The organism is Microbacterium sp. OR16, from assembly GCF_047306725.1.
Classification (GTDB): domain Bacteria; phylum Actinomycetota; class Actinomycetes; order Actinomycetales; family Microbacteriaceae; genus Microbacterium.
Map to the genome: position 1 here is coordinate 1,702,858 of NZ_JAZEXK010000001.1, position 18,803 is coordinate 1,721,660.

Here is an 18,803-nt window from a genome sequence, read left to right on the forward strand (position 1 = left end):
CGCGTTCCCTCCCACTGGCGTCTTCGCCGGTGGGCTCAGACTACTGAGCGGGCGGAAGGATACGACGGCATCCGGTTCAGATGACACCTCAAGAACACGCCTTCTTACCTTCCAGCGAAATCAGCGCCCTCCGAACGCTATCGCCCCCTCTGAATCGCGCGATTCAGAGGGGGCGAAGACGGCAGGGGTGGTGGAGGGGCTGGCTCAGCGGCCGGACACCTGCCCGAACAGCTTCGCGATCGGAGCGAGCACCAGCGGACGCGCGGCGAACCAGCCACCGGCGATCACGGCCATCGCGAGCACGAACACCCAGAATCCCGTCCAGTTCGCGGCATACGCGGCGCCGTCGACCGATCCCTGAGCGGCGAACATGTGGTTGAGGTTGCGCAGCGCCCCGGTGAGGAACACGAGCGCGACGTGCACGATGATGAACGCGACGAAGTACAGCATCACCGGGAAGTGCAGCGCACGCGCCCACTCGACCGGGTACGCCTTCGACAGCCCCTCGGCCTTCTTCGGCCACAGACCCGACATCCGGAACCCGGTGACGATCGCGAGCGGAGCGGCGACGAACACCGTGACGAAGTAGGCCAGCTGTTGCAGGCTGTTGTAGTTCACCCAGCCGTTGTCGGTCGGCCAGTCGAACGAGAGGTACTGCAGCCCCGCCGACAGCGCGTTCGGGAAGACATCCCAGCTCGTCGGCACGATGCGCGCCCAGTGGCCGGTGGTGAACAGCAGCGCGACGAAGACGACGCCGTTGATGATCCACAGCAGGTCGAGTGCCTGGTGGAACCAGAGTGTGAGGCTGATCTTGCCCTTGGCGTTGCGTCGCGGCGTCCAGAACACCGTCGGCCGCTTCTCGCTGCGCACGCGCAGGCCCGAGCGGATGATCAGCACCATGAGGAACATGTTGAAGAAGTGCGCCCAGTTCGCCCACGGCGCGAAGCCCGGCTCGACGTCGACGGCCGGGTGGTACTCGCCCGGGTAGGCCGCCAGGAAGTCCTGCATCAGCGGGAGGCTGAGGAATGCGCGGACGAGGAAGACCGCCGCGACCGCCACCAGGCCGAGGGATGCCAGTCCCAACAGCCCTCCGATGGCCCGCGGCCACCCCGGCCGCAGAGGCGAGGGCTCGGGCAACGGAGCGGCCGCGTGCCGCGGAGCGCGACCTTGCCACACCGTGCGCGGATACGGCAGCGGGGTCGAGACGTCGGGCCTGGACGCCAAGGCGACGACTTCCTGGCCGGCCGGAGCGTCTACGGGCGCGGCGATCTCTGTCACCGGAGCGGACTCTCTCGCGACGGTCGCGGCAGTCGTCTCCTCGAGGGTCGCAGCCTCCTGGGTCGCAGCCGCTGCCCCGACGTGTGCGGTCACGGGCACGGTGCCGGCCGGAGGCCACGGCTCCCCTCCTGCGACGCGCGGAAGCCCGCGTCGCACCGCGACTCCGGCATCCGCCCCTGCCGCTGCGTGCGCAATCGCCGGGCTCGCCTTTGCGTCGACAGCACGGGATGTCGCCGACGGCACGGCCTGTTCGCGTGAAGGACCCGTGTTCTCGGCGAGATCGCGTTCACTGGACGCGCCGGCCACGGGCTCGGTGGTGGCAGCGGCGACGGATGCCACGACTGCGGCCTCCGCGGGGGGCCAGGGCTCCCCGCCCGGCACGCGCGGAAGTCCGCGCCGCAGGCTCACGCCGGTCGGCGCAGGGGCATCCGAAAGCCGCTCGTCGAGAGCACCGGACGTCGACGACTGCACGGGCTGTTCACGCGAAGGAGCCGTGCTCTCGGCGAGGTCCCGCGCTGTCGTCGGCGAGGTGGGGAGCTCGGCGGGCTGGGCGGATTCGACAGCGTCGGCGGCCTCAACCTCGGTCGCGGGAGGCCACGGCTCGCCGCCCTTCACTCGCGGGAGTCCGCGGCGGATCGATCCGGCCATGGTCACTTCTTCCGGGCTTCGAGCGCCTCGATCAGCTGCGGCACCACGGTGAACACGTCACCGACGATGCCGAAGTCGGCGACGTCGAAGATCGGAGCGTCGCCGTCCTTGTTGATCGCCACGATGGTCTTCGCGGTCTGCATGCCGGCACGGTGCTGGATCGCGCCCGAGATGCCGAGCGCGACGTACAGCTGCGGCGACACCGAGACACCGGTCTGACCGACCTGGTGTGCGTACGGGATGTACCCGGCATCCACCGCCGCGCGCGACGCGCCGACGGCGGCACCGAGCGCGTCGGCGAGCTGCTCGACGAGAACGAACTTCTCCTTCGAGCCCAGGCCGCGCCCGCCCGAGACGACCCGGGTGGCACCGCGCAGCTCGGGGCGCGACGACGTCTTCTCCTCGGCTGCGATCTCGCCGGCGGCGGCGGTCGCGGCGCCGGACGGCGTGACCGCCAGCTCTTCGACCACGGGCGAGGCGACGGCCTCGGCGCGTGCGTCGACCGCTCCCTGCCGCACAGTGATCACGGGCACGCCGAAGGTGGGCGCCGACTCGGTGAGGTACGAGCCGCCGTACACGGAGTGCTGCGCGGTCACACCCTCGTCGTCGCGGGAGACGCCGACCACGTCGACCGAGAGAGCGAGCTTCTCGCGCACGGCGAAGCGGCCTGCGACATCGCGACCGGCGATCGAATTGGAGATGAGCACAGCGTCCGGCTGCACCTGTCGGTAGGCCGCCTGCAGAGCGTCGACGGCGGGCACGGTCAGCGACGATGCGTCACCGGCAGCAGTGAGCACGACCTGCGCGCCGGCTTGAGCCGCCGCGTCGGTGGCCGCCTGGCCGCCCCCGACGATCAGCGCCACCGGCGCTCCTATCGCCGAGGCGGCGCCGATCAGCGCCGCCGTGCTGCTGGCGGCATCGCCGGACGGGTCGACGTCGACGAGGACGAGGATCGACTTCTCGGGGTACGCCATGTCACACCAGCCTGTTCTGCGCGAGGAACTCGACGAGCTGCGCTGCGGCGTCGCCCTCGTCGGTGATCTTGACTCCGGCGGCTCGCGCCGGCTTCTCCGCGACGCTCGTCATGATCGTGCGGGGAGCAACGGCCGGGTCGGCCGAGACGCCGAGGTCCGCCAGCGAGAGCACCTCGAGGGGCTTCTTCTTCGCGGCCATGATGCCCTTGAAGTTGGGGAATCGGGCATCCGGAAGCGCCTCGGTGATGGAGATGACCGCCGGCAGCGGCACCGTCACATCTTGTGTGCCCGCGTCGCCGGCGCGGGTGCCGGTCAGCTGCCCGTCGCCGATCTCTACCGCGCTGAGTGCGGTCGCCTGCGCCCAGCCGAGGTGCTCGGCGAGCATCGCGGGGATGACGCCGCCGACTCCGTCGGTCGACAGGTTGCCGGTGATGACCAGGTCGGGCTCGCCGCGGGGGATCGCGGCGGCGAGCACCTCTGCGGTGAGAGTGAGGTCGGCGCCGCGCAGCTGCTCGTCCACGACGTGGACGGCGGAGCCTGCGCCGATGGCCAGCGACCGGCGGACGGATGCCGTGGCGGATTCGGGAGCCATCGACAGGCTCACCACCTCGGTTCCCGGGTTCTTGTCGGCGTACGACAGCGCCACCTCGAGCGCCCGCTCGGTGATCTCATCGAGCACGACATCACCCGCCGATCGATCAGCCAGACCGGTCTCGAGATCGAGCTTGCGGTCTCCGTAGGTGTCGGGCACTTCCTTCACCAGGACGTAGATCTTCATCGAACCTCCCTCACGCAGGTTCGATCCTACCCGCGTGATCATCTGGAATCAGGTGTCACTACCAATGATACTGAGTGTCGCACGCAGGCGGGCCGGCTTGCCGATACCGTTGACCCATGGCTCGTCCCCGCCCGCTTCCCATCGACCCTCTCGCCGAGGCGAAGCGGCAATGGCTCGCGCATGGCTGGACCGATGCGGCGGAGGGCATGGCCGTGGTGACCTCGGTCATGCGGGCGCAGCAGCTTCTGCTGGCCCGGGTGGATGCCGCTCTCAAGCCCTTCGAGGTGACGTTCGCCCGCTACGAGGTGCTGCGTCTGCTCGCGTTCAGCCGCACCGGCACGCTGCCGCTGTCGAGCGTCGTCGCTCGCCTGCAGGTGCACGCCACCAGCGTGACCAGCACCGCCGAGCGTCTGGTGCGCGACGGTCTCGTTCGCCGCGACCCGCACCCGCACGACGGCCGCGCCGCATTGCTGACTCTGACCGACTCGGGCCGAGACCTCGTCGAGCGCGCCACCGCCGCACTCAACACCGAGGTGTTCTCCTCCCCCGGGCTCGACGCCGACGACGCGGCGTCGCTCGTCGGAATCGTCGCGCGCCTGCGCAAGAACGCCGGCGATTTCACCGACCCGCGGCCGCTGCCCGACCCGCTCTGACCCCTGTCGCGACGACGACCGGGCATCTAGGGTCACCGGCATGAGCGAACTGAGGCTGCTCGTGCCCGGCCGCGCCCCGCAGCCGCACCCCGCAGCCGCGCCGGCCCCAGCCCGCGAGACTTGGGTTCCAGCACGAAACAGTGCTCCAGAGGCGCCGTCTCGTGCTGGAAAGCAAGTCTCGCGAGGATCGCCCGGCGCGCGATGCGTGCGCTCAGTCGCCCTCGTAGACGTAGTGGTCGAAGCGCTCGGGCACGCGCATCCGCTGCCAGGCGAGCTCCTCGTCGCGGCGTGAGCGGTCGCCCGGGAACGCCTTGGCCGTGTAGCGGGGCACCTGCCTGGCGTGCCCGGCCATGTGCGCGACGGCCGCCGCCTGCCCGCACACGCGAGCGGCGGCGATGGCGTTCGGATCCCTCGATTCGCGGGCTGCGGCGTGGCAGGCGAAGGCGCGCTCTCGCACCTCGTCGATGCCGAGTTCGCCGCGCAGGAACGCCTGCGCGGCGTCGAGGGCATCCCGGGGACGGCTGTCGTTCGGTCGTTCGGCAAGGAACAGCGGCAGCATCCGCTCGGCGCAGGCCACCGTCCACTGCACGAGCTCGCGGCGGTCGCCCTCTGAGAGGGTCAGGTCGTCGTCGTCAGGCAGTGCGTGCATGGCGATTCTCATCGGTGCTGGAAATGAGGGGGGCGCTTCTCACGGAACGCGGCCATCCCCTCCTTCTGGTCCGCCGTATCGAAGAGTGCGGCGAACTGGCGCTTCTCGACGTCGAGGCCTGCTTCGAGGGTGGTCTCCATCGCGGCATCGAGAGTCGCCTTGGCCGCGTACAGCGACGGCAGCGACTTGGATGCGATCGTCTCGGCGAGCGAGCTCGCCTCGGCGAGCAGGTCGGCCGCTGGCACAATGCGCGAGACCAGTCCGATCCGCTCGGCCTCGTCGGCCTTGATCAGCCGGCCCGACAGGATGAGCTCGGCCGCCTTGTAGTAGCCGACCGCACGGATCAGGCGTTGCGTGCCGCCCATCCCGGGCACGACGCCGAGGTTGATCTCGGGCTGGCCGAAGGTGGCGGTGTCGGCGGCGAGGATGATGTCGCACATCATCGCCAGCTCGCAGCCGCCGCCGAGCGCGTATCCCGACACGGCGGCGATCACGGGAGTCCTGACCGCGGCGAAGCGGGTCCATGCGCCGAAGTGGTCGGTGTCGAGCATCTCGGCGCCGGTCTTCGACTCCATCTCCTTGATGTCGGCGCCCGCGGCGAACGCGCGCTCCGAGCCGGTCACCACGATCGCGCCGACGCTGTCGTCGGCATCGAAGGCGGATGCCGCAGCCGCGACCTCCTCGGAGACCTGGCCGTTCAGCGCGTTCAGCGCCTCCGGCCGGTTGAGGGTGATCCAGCCCACCCGTCCTCGCTGTTCGACAAGGATCGTCTCGTACTCGGACATGTCGCTCCCCTCCCGCCGCCACATCGCGGCGCCTCCAGTATCTCAGGTCGCCACGGCGTCGCAGCCGTTCCCACCTGAGGCTGCGTTAGACCGTGCCCTCGCGGATGTCGGTGATGATGCCCGAGAAGTCACGACCCGCACCCTCGCCCTCCGCGAATGCGGCGTACAGCTGCTGCGCGAGACGGCCCATCCTGGCATCCGTTCCGGTCTGGTCTATCGCCTGCAGGGCGAGGCCGAGATCCTTCGCCATCAGCGCTCCGGCGAAGCCGGGCTGGTAGTCGCGGTTGGCCGGGCTGGTCGGCACCGGCCCAGGGACCGGGCAGTTGGTCGTGATCGACCAGCACTGACCGGATGCCTGTGAGACCACGTCGAACAGCGCCTGATGCTCGAGACCGAGTCGCTCGCCGAGCACGAACGCCTCGGCGACCGCGATCTGCGACACCGCGAGGATCATGTTGTTGCACACCTTCGCCGCCTGACCGAGGCCCGGCCCGCCGCAGTGCACAATGCGCTTGCCCATCGCCTCGAGCAGCGGCAGCGCCGAGGCGAAGTCCTCGTCGGAGCCGCCGACCATGAAAGCGAGTGTGCCGTTCTCGGCGCCCACCACTCCGCCCGAGACGGGTGCGTCGACATTGCGGTGTCCCGCGGCGATCGCCAGTTCGTGCGCGGTGCGCGCCTCGTCTACGGCGATGGTCGACGATTCGATGAACAGGGTCCCCGGCGGCGCCGCCGCGAGCAGCTCGTCCTGGTATGCGGCGATCACGTGCCTGCCGGCCGGGAACATCGTGATCACGACCTCGGCATCCGCCACCGCCTGGGCGCCGCTGGCGGCGACCGGGATGCCCGCCTCGCGCGCGGCGTCGATCGCGGCGGGCACGAGGTCGAACCCGTGCACGTCGTGCCCCGCCTGCACGAGATTCACGGCCATGGGCAGTCCCATGTGCCCGAGCCCGAGGAAGGCGATGCGGGTCATGATGCGCTCCGCATAGACGCCGAGCCCGCCGGGCGCAGCATCTCGCGTCCGACGATGAGCCGCATGATCTCGTTCGTCCCCTCCAGGATCTGGTGCACGCGCAGATCGCGCACCACCCGCTCGATGCCGTAGTCCTGCAGATAGCCGTAGCCGCCGTGCAGCTGAAGCGCCCGGTTGGCGACCTCGAAGCCCGCATCGGTGGCGAAGCGCTTGGCCATGGCGCAGCGCATCGTGGCATCCGGAGTCCTCTCGTCGACCGCCTGCGCACCGTCGCGCACCATCAGGCGCGCGGCCTGCAGCTCGGTGCGCATGTCGGCGATCGCGAACAGGATCGACTGCTTCTCGGCGAGTGGCTCGCCGAACGCGACCCGCTCGTGCACGTACTGCACCGCCTTCTCGATCGCCCACTGCGCGCCGCCCAGCGAGCAGGCGGCGATGTTCAGCCGGCCCCCGTTGAGCGCCGACATGGCGATCGCGAAGCCGCGCCCCTCCTCCCCGAGCAGGGCGGATGCCGGAACCCGAACTCCGTCGAAGATGACCTGGCGGGTGGGCTGGGCGTGCCAGCCCATCTTCTTCTCGTTGGCGCCGAAGCTGAGGTTCTCGGCATCACCGGGCACGAGGAACGCCGAGATGCCCTTCGCGCCGGAGCCCTGATCGCCGGTGCGCGCCATGACGACGTAGACCCCGGCCTCGCCCGCACCCGAGATGAACTGCTTCACACCCGTGATCAGGTAGCCGTCGCCGTCGCGAACGGCGCTGGTGGCGAGGTTCGCGGCATCCGATCCGACACCCGGCTCGGTCAGGCAGTAGCCGCCGAACTCCTGCATCGCAGTCAGCGCCGGCAGCCACTGCGAGCGCTGATCGTCGTCGCCGTAGGTGTCGATCATCCACGCCACCATGTTGTGGATGGAGATGTACGCGGCGACCGCCGGGTCGCCCTTGGCGAGCTCCTCGAAGATGGCGACGGTGTCGGTGCGGCTCAGCGCGGTTCCGCCGAACTCCTCGCCGACGTAGATGCCGCCCAGGCCCAGTTCGCCGGCTCGGTGCAGCGACTCTCGCGGGAAGATGTGCTTCTCGTCGCGCTCAGCGGCGAAAGGTGCGAGTTCGGTCTCGGCGAACTCACGCACGGCGCCGAGGATCGCCTCGCGCTCTTCGGCGGTGACGGTGGTGGGTTCGATCATGGTCATGGCTGCGGCTCCTAGGACATCGTGGGGATGACGAAGCTCGCGCCGTCGCGCACCCCATGCGAGGGCCAGCGGCTCGTCACCGTCTTGGTCTTCGTGTAGAACCGGAAGGCGTCGGTGCCGTGCTGGTTCAGATCGCCGAATCCGCTGCGCTTCCATCCGCCGAAGGTGAAGTACGCGATCGGCACCGGGATCGGCACGTTCACGCCGACCATGCCGACGTTCACGCGGGCGGTGAAATCGCGCGCGGCGTCGCCGTCGCGGGTGAAGATCGACACGCCGTTGCCGTACTCGTGGTCGGATGCCATCGTCAGGGCCTCTTCGTAATCGGCGGCACGCGCGATGACGAGCACCGGGCCGAAGATCTCCTCGCGGTAGATCGCCATGTCGGTGGTGACGTGATCGAACAGGGTGGGTCCGAGGTAGAAGCCCTCCTCATGGCCGTCGACGGAGAAGCCGCGGCCGTCGGCGAGCAGAGTGGCGCCCTCGTCGACGCCCTGCTGGATGTAGCCGGTGACCCGGTTCACGGCATCCCGTGTGACGAGCGGGCCGTAGTCCACCCCCGCCTCGAGCGATGGGCCGACCTTCAGCTCGGCGACGCGCTCGGTGAGCTTGGCCGCCAGGGCATCCGCTGTCTCCTCCCCCACCGGCACCGCGACCGAGATCGCCATGCAGCGCTCGCCCGCCGAGCCGAATCCGGCGCCCATCAGGGCGTCGGCTACCTGATCGAGGTCGGCGTCAGGCATCACGATGAGGTGGTTCTTCGCCCCGCCGAAGCACTGGGCGCGCTTGCCGTTGGCGGTCGCGGTCGTGTAGATGTACTCGGCGATCGGGGTGGAGCCGACGAAGCCGACCGCCTGGATGCGCGGGTCGGTGATCAGGGCATCCACCGCCTCCTTGTCGCCGTGCACGACGTTGAAGACGCCGGCGGGAAGACCCGCCTCGACGAAGAGCTCGGCGAGCTTGACCGGCACGGAGGGGTCGCGCTCGCTGGGCTTGAGCACGTAGGTGTTGCCGCAAGCGATGGCAGGCCCGGCCTTCCACAGCGGGATCATGGCGGGGAAGTTGAATGGCGTGATGCCCGCCACCACCCCCAGCGGCTGGCGCATCGAGTAGACGTCGATGCCGGTGCCGACGCCGGTGGAGTACTCCCCCTTGAGCAGGTGCGGGGCTCCGATGCAGAACTCGATGACCTCGAGGCCGCGCTGCACGTCACCCTTGGCGTCTTCGAAGGTCTTGCCGTGTTCGCTCGAGAGCAGGCGGGCGATCTCGTCCATGTCGCGGTTCACAAGGTCGACGAAGCGCATGAGCACGCGGGCGCGCTTCTGCGGGTTGGTCGCGGCCCAGTCGGGCTGCGCCGCCTCGGCGACGTCGATCGCGGCGCGGACCTCGTCGGTCGTGGCGAGGGGAACACGTGCCTGCACGGCTCCCGTGCTCGGTTCGAAGACGTCGGCCATGCGTCCGCCGGTGGCTTCGACGTGCGTTCCGCCTATGAAATGGGGGATCGTACGAGTCATTGTGTGACACTCCTCTGCGCCGTCTTTGGCACAGTGACCACGATACGCGGCATCCCGAGTAATTACTAGGGACCCCTACTAGCAGTGCAGCGGCGCGGCCTCGTCCGCTCACCAGTTCAACTTTTCTTGGGTTCCCTCTTCCCTCTCAGCGTTTCTCCAGGTAAACCCGTATAGGTCCGCCCCGATCGGGGTGGTTCATTTCGCACCGTTGCGAGACCCCTGCGCGACGGTGTCCGGAGGGAGAAGCAATGTCACAACGGACTGCCCCAGCGCGACGACGCGCGGTGGCTGCAACGTCCGCCTTCGTGATCGCAGCCGCGGGCCTCACGGCCCTCGGCAGCGCGACCGCGACGGCGGCCCCGTCGCCCGACAGCAGGGCGCCACTGGCGGCGCCCGAGATCGGAGCCGGCGAGTACTACATGAACTACGTCGCTCCGCGCACCGACAGCATCGTCGAGGTGCCCGCCGACACGCCGATCGCCGACACGAGTGGTCGGCAGAAGCGCTCGGTGAGCGGAAAGGCACTCGAGCGGGCCGAAGCCCACGACCAGAAGTTCGCTTCCGGCAACCCCAAGGCAGCAGCGCAGCTGGCCAAGACCGAGGCGAAGTCCCTGAAGACGGGAAAGAGCCCCAAGCAGCTGAAGAAGGCGAAGACCACGCAGCAGGCGAAGCTGCTCACCATCCTCGTCGAGTTCGATGGCACCGACGACTTCAGCGACCAGTACGTGCCCACCGAGTTCGGTGCCACCGACTGCAAGCCGGGCAGCGTGCAGGGTCCGACGCTGCACAACAACATCCCGAACCCGGCCGACAGCGAGCACCTCGACAACAACTCGATGTGGGTGCCGGACTTCTCGAGTGAGCACTTCAACAAGATGCTGTTCACCGAGGAGGGCATCACCGAGCGAGTGCGCACAGATCTGACGGGTCCCGACGGCAAGCCCGGCTTCGACATCTCGGGCTACACCATGAAGAACATGTACGAGGAGATGTCCCGGGGCGGATACTCGCTCAGCGGATCCGCGACCGAGTGGGTCACGGTGCCGCACTCCGAGGGCTACTACGGCGCCACCGTCTGCCACAAGAACGACGCCGGCGAATGGGAGGCCGGGGCGATGCAGGACATGCAGGGGCACCCCGACAACCCGCTCGGACCGGGTCAGCTGCCGATCGACGCCGTCGCCGCCGTGGCGGCTCAGAACCCGGACTTCCCCTGGGCCGACTACGACATCGAAGACCAGGGCGACCGTGACGGCGACGGCAACGTGCTCGAGCCGGACGGCGTGATCGACCACGTCGTGCTCGTGCACGCCGGCGCCGACAAGTCCGGCGGCGGCGGGGCCGAGGGCACCTACGCCATCTGGGCGCACTCCTCGGCTGTGGCCGGCGGTGCGACGATCCCCGGCACCGATCTGAAGATCTCCAACTACATCGTGCAGCCCGAGGACTCGGGGGTGGGCGTGTTCGCCCACGAGTACGGCCACGACCTGGGTCTGCCCGACCTGTACGACACGTCGAACGCCGGCAACTCCGACATCGACTTCTGGGATCTGATGAGCTCGGGCTCCCACTCGGGTCCGATCTTCCAGTCGATGCCCACGCACATGGGACTCTGGGACAAGTGGATCCTCGGCTGGGTCGAGCCGGAGGTCGTGAACCCCGGCGAGCGCTCGCGCACGATCAAGGTCGGCCAGACCTCGCGCCCGAAGAAGGGCACCGAGGACGGCATCAAGGTGAATCTGCCCGACAAGAAGATCGTGCTGACGACCCCGCACAGCGGTGCGGACATGTGGTACTCCGGCGCCGACCAGAGCTGGGCCGACGTGACGCTCAGCCGCTCGATCGACGACGTGCCGGCAGACGCACAGTTCTGGATGTGGAACGACTACGTCATCGAAGAGGACTGGGACTTCGGCTTCGTCGAGGTGTCGACCGACGGCGGCAAGACGTGGGGCGAGCAGAAGGTCTACGACGAGGCCGGCAACCTGGTCTCGACCGACGACGGCTACTCCGACCCGAATGGTCGCCTGAAGGACTTCGGCGGCAAGAAGTACGGTCTCACCGGATCCACCGACGGATGGCGCCACGACTACATCGATCTGACCGCGTTCGCCGGTCAGGACATCCAGGTGCGTCTGCGCCAGGCGACCGACGCGGCGTTCGAAGAGCGCGGTTGGTTCGCCGACGACTTCGCCCTGACCAGCGGTGACACCGCGGTCTGGACGGACGACGTCGAGAACGGCGACAACGGATGGACCGCCACCGTCGGCACCTGGACCGACACGACCGGGACCGGCTGGCACCACGACAGCGGCACGCAGATCAAGGCGCAGTACTACCTGGTCGAGTGGCGCAACCTCGACGGCTTCGACGAGGGCCTGAAGTACGGCTACACCACCGTGTACAGCGACGAGGCATGGAAGGTCGAGAAGGTGCCGTACAACGCACCGGGCGCGCTGGTCTGGTACCGCGACACCACCTACGGCGACACCAACCATGTCGCCGCCAACCACACGGCCCTGCCCAGCTGGGGCGCCAAGGGCGGCCTGCTTCTCGTCGACAGCCACTTCGACCCGCTGCGCCGCACCGGCGCACAGGCCGCGATGGACCCGTCGCCGTTGAAGAACATCTCCAGCCGTGCACAGAGCTCGAATGCGGCGTTCGGCACCCAGCCGACGTACTCGTTCAAGGACTGCTCGGTCGATGGGAACTACAACGAGGCGTGCACCACGCTCGCCCCACAGCCGGCGGTGAGCACGTTCACCGACGACAAGGGCTGGGTGCCCGGCATCGAGGTCCGCGGCGAGGACCTCTACTACCGGCTGCGCGACGCCTCGGTCGTCGTGCCGTCGGTCGGCGACGCCCCGTACACCACTCGCGTGGTGAACGCGGACGGCTCCCCGGCGACAGACCTCTACGGTCTCGATCTGGGCGGCACCGTGCTGGGCAGCGGCAACCCGGCTGACGCGGGCGTCGGCTACGGCACGGTGATCACCGTGAAGAAGTCGATGCAGCACGACACCGCAGCCCTCATCTCGGTCACGCCTCCCCAGGTCAAGTGATCATCATCCACTGACCGCACCAGGAAGCGCCGGTCACCCCCTCGGGTGACCGGCGCTTCTCTGTTGATCCGGATGCTGTGATCCGTCCCGCCGACTTAGTCGACCTCGGCGTCGGCGGCGACCGCGGCGACTGCGCGGCGGCGCAGGAGCACCAGCCCGGCCCCGAGCACCAGCAGCAGCGTCGCACCGACGACCGCCGCCCACGGCGCCTCGGCGCCCGTGATCGCGAGCTCGCCGTCGGCGGCCGAGCCCGATCCGCCCGCACTGGGCTGACCGGAGTCGCCGCCGGCGCTGGGCTGGCTCGGCTCGGTCGGCTCCGTCGGCTCGGTCGGCTCCGTCGGCTCGTCCTGCGTGTCGACGAGCACCGCCACCGTGCGTGCGGGCACCGTGACCTTGCCGGCCTTGGCATCCCACGTCGTCGTCTTCACGACCGCGTCCGAGCCCTTGGCCTGTGCCGGCGTGAGGCCGAACGAGCGGCCGGCCAGATCTGCGACCGTCTGGGTGACGGCCTTCGGCGAGGCGTTGAAGATCACCAGGGCGCCGTCGAGAGCCGGATCGACGTCAGCACCCACGAGGTCGTCGATCTGCATCGTGATGACGCCGGGAGTGGCATCCGCTCCCCCGTTGGGGAAGGAGACCTTCTGCTCGATCAGCTTCGCCGACCCGAGGCGCAGCAGGCCGACCTCGCCGCGCACGCGCAGCAGGTCGAGGGCACTCGCCTCTGCAGCGGCGATGTCGGCAGGCTTCGGCTTGAGCGCCGCGTTCTCGAGCAGCGGGCGCATGATGCCCCACTTCTCTTCGTTGTCGGCGGCCATCGGCAGACCGGATCCGAACGTCGACTCCTTGCCCGTCCAGTCGATGCGGTTGAACCAGTCGCCGGAGTCGTAGCTGTTGCGGTCGAGCGACTTCGAGCGCAGCAGCTCGGTGCCCGCATGCCAGAACGACGGCGACTGCGACAGCGTCACCGTGGCGAGCGACAGCGTGTTCATGCGCACCCGGTCTGCCATCGAGGTGCCGACCGGCAGCTTGAAGACCGACAGGTCGTACAGCGTCTCGTTGTCGTGCGCGTCGACGTAGTTGATGACCTCGTCGGGCTCGTCGGCGTACCCGGCGCGGGAGCCGCGGTAGTCGATGTCGTCGCCCGAGGTGACCTTGCCATCGCTGGTCGTGAAAGCGAAGTCGCGCAGGTTCCCGACCAGGCCCAGCTTGACCAGGTCGGTCTCGTGGCCGAGGTCGGCGAGCGCCTGCTCGGCGCTGCCGTTGATGGCGTTGCCGTTCGGGTCGGTGCCGAGACCGGTGCCGAAGCCCTGACGGAAGGTCGACGAGCCGTCGACCGGGCTGCCGCCATGCACGGCGTCGCGCAGCCGGTCGTTGAACGTGCCGATTCCCGTGCCGCCGAGCTGCCCCTGCGTGGCCTGCTCGAACAGCGCGTTGTCAGCGACCTCGCCGAAGTTCCAGCCTTCGCCGTAGAGGAGGATCGACTTGCCGTCGACCCCGTCTTCCTTCACGGTGAGGGCGTCGAGCGCCTTGCGCACAGCGCGCATGTTGGCCGTCGAGTGGTGCCCCATCAGGTCGAAGCGGAAGCCGTCGACCTTGTAGTCACGCGCCCAGGTGACAACCGAGTCGACCATCAGCTTCTGCGCGACCGAGTGCTCGGTGGCGACGTTCTCGCAGCACGTGGAGGTCTCGACCGCACCCGCCGCGTTCAGGCGGTGGAAGTAGCCGGGAACGACTCGGTCGAGCACCGAGCGGTCTGCCTGGCCCGACTCGGCGGTGTGGTTGAACACCTGGTCGAGCACGACCTGCAGGCCCATGCCGTGCAGGGCACCGACCATCGAGCGGAACTCCGCCACGCGCGCGCCGCCGTCGGGGTTGACCGCGTACGAGCCCTCGGGAGTCGAGTAGTGGTACGGGTCGTACCCCCAGTTGAAGCCGTCCTTGGCGGCGACCGCCGCCACGCACTCCTGCTGCGCGGGGTCGGCCGGACCGTACGAGCGCAGGTCGCAGTCAGGCTGAGCCTGCTTCGTCCGGTTCTCTTCGATCGTCGCGATGTCGAACGACGGCAGCAGGTGCACGGTGTTGATGCCCGCGTCCGCGAGCTGGCGCAGCTGCTTCGCACCGGCTCCGTCGCGCGTGAACGCGAGGTAGGTGCCGCGCTCCGCCTCGGGCACGCTCTTGTCGCCGACCGAGAAGTCGCGGATGTGCAGCTCGTAGATCGCGCGGTCGACCGAGCGGGCGACGACCGGGGCCTTCGTCTTGCTCCACGCCTTCGGCTGGAACGCCTTGTCGTCGAGGCTGATGGCGACGGAGCGCTCGGAGTTCTCGGTGAGCGCGACCGAGTACGGGTCGGTGACCCGGTTGGTCTCGACCTTGCCGGTGGTCGGCGCGTACACGACGACCTCCCACAGGTACTCGTCGTTCTTCAGCGCCTTCTTGCCCTTGACCGTCCAGACGCCGGATGCCCGGTCGTACGCGGCCGTGTGACGGGTGGGCTGCACGTCGGCGCCCGCCCCCGCGTCCCACGTGAGCAGCGTCGCGCTCTGCGCGGTCGGCGCCCACAGGCGGAAGGTCGGGTTGACTCCCTTGAAGGTCACGCCGAGGCGCTGGTCGTCGACCTCGTCGGCGTAGAGGTCGTCGAGCACGCCGGCGATCTGCACACCGGTGAACGCGGTGAGAGCACCAGAGGTGTCGCGCTGCGCGACGGCCAGCTGGCCCTTCAGAAGGGTGGCTGCATCAGCATCCGGAACCTGAAGCGCGAGATAGCCGGCCAGCGCGGGGAAGCGCTTCTTCTGCGCGTCGGTGAGTCCGCCGTCGATCACGTTCAGCGCGATCGGCTCGGCGCCGGTCACGTCGCCGTCGGCGACCTTCACCGAAGCGTCAGCCGACGCGTACAGCTGGTAGGCGGCACGGTCGGGCGAGCCGAGCTTCGCCGGCCAGGCGATGGTGCGCTCGTCGATCCACTGCGCGCGCTGCTCGCCGGTGCCGGGGAGCGGCGAGTCGTCGCTGGTCACCTCGAGCACGTGCGTGTCGAGGGTGTAGCGGAACGATGTGACCTTGCCCTCGGTGGCGCTGAACGAGATGTTCGCACCGCCCGCAGCGCCGTCGGCACCGTAGTTCTCGTCCCAGCTGAGACCGTGCGCGACCTTCAGCTCGTAGGCGCCGGTGGGCAGCTCGGAGCTCGAGAACTCGTACACGCCGTCGCGGTCGCCGTCGGCCATGAGGGTGGCCAGGCAGTCGGGCATCCAGTCGCCCGAGCAGCCGAGCTCATCCTGCAGCGAGCCGGGCAGGGTCACGATCGGGCCCTCGGCGCTGGACTGCACGATGTTCGTGCGCGGGTCGAAGTAGAACGAGATCTTGCCGCCCTTGTGCGAGACGGCGACGTTGGGGCCGTCGAGCACGCCGTTCGCGCCGTAGTTGACCGCCCAGCTGCCGTCGATCGCGGCCTTGTACTCGTAGTCACCGGCAGGCAGGTCGAACGTGCCGGCCCAGATACCGTCGGAGCGCAGCGTCAGCTTCGCCTTCTCGCACGCCGGGTCCCAATCGCCGGCGCAGCCCATCTCGGAGTTCAGGCTGCCGGGCACCGTGACCATCTCGATCGGCGACTCGGGCTTCTCCTCCACCGCGAGCGACACCTGGTTGCCGACCGAGGCGTAGGTGGATGCTGCGGAGTGGTTGCCTGCGGCATCCGTCGTGACGGCGCGGTACTCGACCAGCGTGCCCTTCTTCAGGCCGCGGATGTCGTGGTAGACGCGCGGCTCGGTGTCTTCGGCCGTGCCGAGTGCGTGCCACTCGTCGGATCCGGCGACGCGCCACGAGAAGCTCGTCTGCGCCCACTGGTCGGCGATGTCGGCCTGCACGGGCGCCTGGTCCTTCAGCGCGGCGCCCGCGGCGGGTGCGGCGACGGTGATCGCGGCGGCCTCGGCCGGAGCCGTCACCGTGGCGTCGGCCTTCCACACGACCGCCGACAGGGCCGGCACCGTGATCGAGGTCGCGGCGCCCGCGTCGGTCGAGATCGCCTTCGCGTCACCGTGCAGCACCGTGTACGAGGCGTCGGCGGTGAGGGTCGTGAGGTCGACCGTCTGCGCGGAGGTGGCGTTGTTCACTGCGACCAGGTACTCGACCTTGTCGCTCGCGTCGACGCGGGAGAACGCATAGACGCCGGCGCCCGAGGCCGCGTGGCGCTCGATCTGCGCACCGTCGCTGAGCGCCGGGTGCGCCTCGCGAAGCTTCGACAGCTTGGCGATCTGCGTGTAGAGCGGAGCCGTCGTGCTGTAGCGGTCGACAGAGCCCGCCCGCTCGCCGGTCACGAGCTTCTGGTCGGCGTACTCGGCCACCTTGGTCGCGAACAGCGTCTGACGTGCGTCCTTGTCGCCGCCGGTGCCGGCGAAGCCCTGCTCGTCGCCGTAGTAGATCACCGGCTGTCCGCGGGTGAGGAACATCAGCTCGTTGGCGAGCTCGACGCGCTTCTGCGGGGCGTCGGTGTTGCGCAGGAACGATCCGACACGGCCCATGTCGTGGTTGCCGAGGAACGTCGGCAACGCACTCGCGCTGGTGTCGGGGGTCGTGTAGCGGTCGTCGCCCGCGAACAGCGTCTGCAGGCCCTTGGCGGAGTTGCCCGAGGCGTAGCTGACAGCCGACGACTGGAAGGTGAAGTCGAGCACCGAGTTCATGTCGGTGTCGCGCACGTAGGGCGCGAGCTTGACCGGGTCGGCGTCGTAGACCTCGCCGAACATGAAGAAGTCGTCCTTGCCCTTGCCGTGGGCGTAGTCGAGCACGCCCTTCGTCCACTTCTGCCAGAACTCAAAGTTGACGTGCTTGACGGTGTCGATGCGGAAGCCGTCGATGCCGAGGTCGATCCAGTCCTGGTAGACCTTCACGAATCCGTTAACCACGGTCGGGTGCTCGGTCATCAGGTCGTCGAGGCCGTCGAAGTCGCCGTAGGTGACGGATTCGCCAGACCAGGTCGAGTTTCCGCGGTTGTGGTACAGAGTCGGGTCGTTGAGCCAGGAGGGCGTCTTCGCGTCCTTCTCGGCGTCGGCGACGACCGGCGTGTACGGGAAGCTCGTCTTGGCGTCGAGGGTCGGGAAGTCGTCGGTGCCTGCGTACTCGGCGGGGTCGAACGCCGTGCCGTCTGCCGTCTTGTAGGGCTTGGTCGCCTGATCGATGTATGAGTACTGCTTCTCGCTGTAGTCGATGACGTCGGCGGTGTGGTTGGTGATGATGTCGAAGTACACCTTGATGCCGCGGTCGTGCGCCTCGGCGATGAGCGACTCGAGCTCGGCGTTCGTGCCCAGGTGCGGGTCGATGCGCGTGAAATCGGTGATCCAGTAGCCGTGGTAGCCGGCGCTGGCGTCGGCCCCGGTGCCCTGCACCGGCTTGTTGGCGAAGCTGGGGGTCAGCCAGATGGCGGTGGTGCCGAGGCCATCGATGTAGTCGAGGTTCTCGCGAAGGCCTGCGATGTCGCCGCCCTGGTAGAAGCCCTTGTTGGTCGGGTCGAAGCCGGTGGCGAGACGGTCGCCATCGATCGATCCGGTGTCGTTCGAGGTGTCGCCGTTCGCGAAGCGGTCGGTCATCACGAAGTAGAACTGCTCGTCGGCGCCTGCCTGGCGCACGGGCTTCGAAATCAGGGCGTCGTCGTCTGCCGTGTAGCCCTTCTTCAGGCTCTCGACCTCGACGCCGACACGCTTGATGTTGTCGTCGAACGTGAAACGCAGCGTCGAGGGGCCGCCCACGGTGAGCGGGATGTTGTCGCCGGTACCGTCGAGCCCGTACGCCTCGTCCCACGCGTCATCGAGCGCGACCTTGTACTCATAGCTGCCGGCGGGCACCTCGAACGACGCCGAGTAGATGCCCTCGGCGCCGGTCGGGGTGAGCTCGGTCGCCGCGCAGTCGGGCGCCCAGTCGGCTGCGCAGCCGAGCTCCGACTGCAGGTCGCCGACGAGGGCGACGGTGCGGTCGGCTGCCACGGCCGGCGCCGCGAGCGCACCGAAGGAGGACAGACCGGATGCCACGAGAGCGGCGGTCGCGAGCAGGGCGGTACGGCGTAGGGAGGTCTTCTTCGACACAGGGACTCCGTCAGGAAGGGCGCGGCGGCGCGCCGGTGGCTGTGCTGCGAAGGTAACAGCCCTCCGCGTCGTTGTGCAAGCGCTTCCAGCATCCGGATGTCGGGAATCCGGCGCGCTCGACCGCCGCCTCCAGTTCGATGCGCAAGCGCTTCCAGCGGCGACCTGGTGCCGGTACCCGACGCCTCCCGGTCACCCGACCCACCCCGCGAGACTTGTCTTCCAGCATGAGACCGGCGT

General features: G+C 68.9%; 11 protein-coding genes. 2 read left to right on the forward strand and 9 right to left on the reverse strand.

Annotation, left to right across the window (positions count from 1 at the left end; genetic code table 11):
- Positions 1–204: 204 nt before the first annotated feature.
- The 3 genes from V2S05_RS08395 to V2S05_RS08405 are packed head-to-tail and all read right to left on the reverse strand — an operon-like array spanning position 205 to position 3,678.
- A complete protein-coding gene (locus V2S05_RS08395; RefSeq protein ID WP_413634724.1) occupies positions 205–1,926 on the reverse strand; it encodes a cytochrome b/b6 domain-containing protein in 1,722 nt (573 codons plus the stop codon).
- A 2-nt stretch (positions 1,927–1,928) separates the two neighbouring features.
- A complete protein-coding gene (locus V2S05_RS08400) occupies positions 1,929–2,900 on the reverse strand; it encodes an electron transfer flavoprotein subunit alpha/FixB family protein (protein WP_413634725.1) in 972 nt (323 codons plus the stop codon).
- A 1-nt stretch (position 2,901) separates the two neighbouring features.
- A complete protein-coding gene (locus V2S05_RS08405) occupies positions 2,902–3,678 on the reverse strand; it encodes an electron transfer flavoprotein subunit beta/FixA family protein (protein ID WP_413634726.1) in 777 nt (258 codons plus the stop codon).
- A 116-nt stretch (positions 3,679–3,794) separates the two neighbouring features.
- Between V2S05_RS08405 and V2S05_RS08410 the strand changes: the two genes are divergently transcribed.
- On the forward strand, positions 3,795–4,331 hold the full coding sequence (locus V2S05_RS08410) for a MarR family winged helix-turn-helix transcriptional regulator (RefSeq protein WP_413634727.1): 537 nt from the start codon (positions 3,795–3,797) through the stop codon (positions 4,329–4,331).
- 211 nt (positions 4,332–4,542) lie between these two features.
- On the opposite strand, the gene V2S05_RS08415 is transcribed toward V2S05_RS08410, so the two are convergent.
- From V2S05_RS08415 to V2S05_RS08435, 5 genes are all read right to left on the reverse strand, one after another.
- Positions 4,543–4,980 carry a putative immunity protein gene (locus V2S05_RS08415; RefSeq protein WP_413634728.1) on the reverse strand — a complete coding sequence of 146 codons (438 nt, stop codon included), beginning with the start codon at positions 4,978–4,980 and terminating at the stop codon, positions 4,543–4,545.
- Positions 4,981–4,988: 8 nt separating this feature from the next.
- Complete coding sequence (locus tag V2S05_RS08420; RefSeq protein ID WP_413634729.1) at positions 4,989–5,765, reverse strand: enoyl-CoA hydratase-related protein; 777 nt, start codon at positions 5,763–5,765, stop codon at positions 4,989–4,991.
- Between the two features lie 85 nt (positions 5,766–5,850).
- Positions 5,851–6,738 (reverse strand): 3-hydroxyisobutyrate dehydrogenase, encoded by an 888-nt coding sequence (mmsB, locus tag V2S05_RS08425; RefSeq protein WP_413634730.1) that lies wholly within the window; start codon positions 6,736–6,738, stop codon positions 5,851–5,853.
- Positions 6,735–7,925: an acyl-CoA dehydrogenase family protein gene (locus V2S05_RS08430; protein ID WP_413634731.1), complete on the reverse strand. Its 1,191-nt coding sequence runs from the start codon at positions 7,923–7,925 to the stop codon at positions 6,735–6,737. Before V2S05_RS08430 ends, mmsB begins: the two co-directional genes overlap by 4 nt.
- Positions 7,926–7,936: 11 nt before the next feature.
- Entirely contained in the window at positions 7,937–9,439 is a 1,503-nt protein-coding gene (locus tag V2S05_RS08435; RefSeq protein WP_413634732.1) for a CoA-acylating methylmalonate-semialdehyde dehydrogenase, read from the reverse strand.
- Between the two features lie 284 nt (positions 9,440–9,723).
- On the opposite strand from V2S05_RS08435, the gene V2S05_RS08440 reads away from it, so the two are divergent.
- Positions 9,724–12,501: an immune inhibitor A domain-containing protein gene (locus V2S05_RS08440; RefSeq protein ID WP_413634733.1), complete on the forward strand. Its 2,778-nt coding sequence runs from the start codon at positions 9,724–9,726 to the stop codon at positions 12,499–12,501.
- A gap of 95 nt (positions 12,502–12,596) precedes the next feature.
- On the opposite strand, the gene pulA is transcribed toward V2S05_RS08440, so the two are convergent.
- Positions 12,597–18,566 carry a pullulanase-type alpha-1,6-glucosidase gene (pulA, locus tag V2S05_RS08445; protein WP_413634734.1) on the reverse strand — a complete coding sequence of 1,990 codons (5,970 nt, stop codon included), beginning with the start codon at positions 18,564–18,566 and terminating at the stop codon, positions 12,597–12,599.
- Between the last annotated feature and the right edge of the window lie 237 nt (positions 18,567–18,803).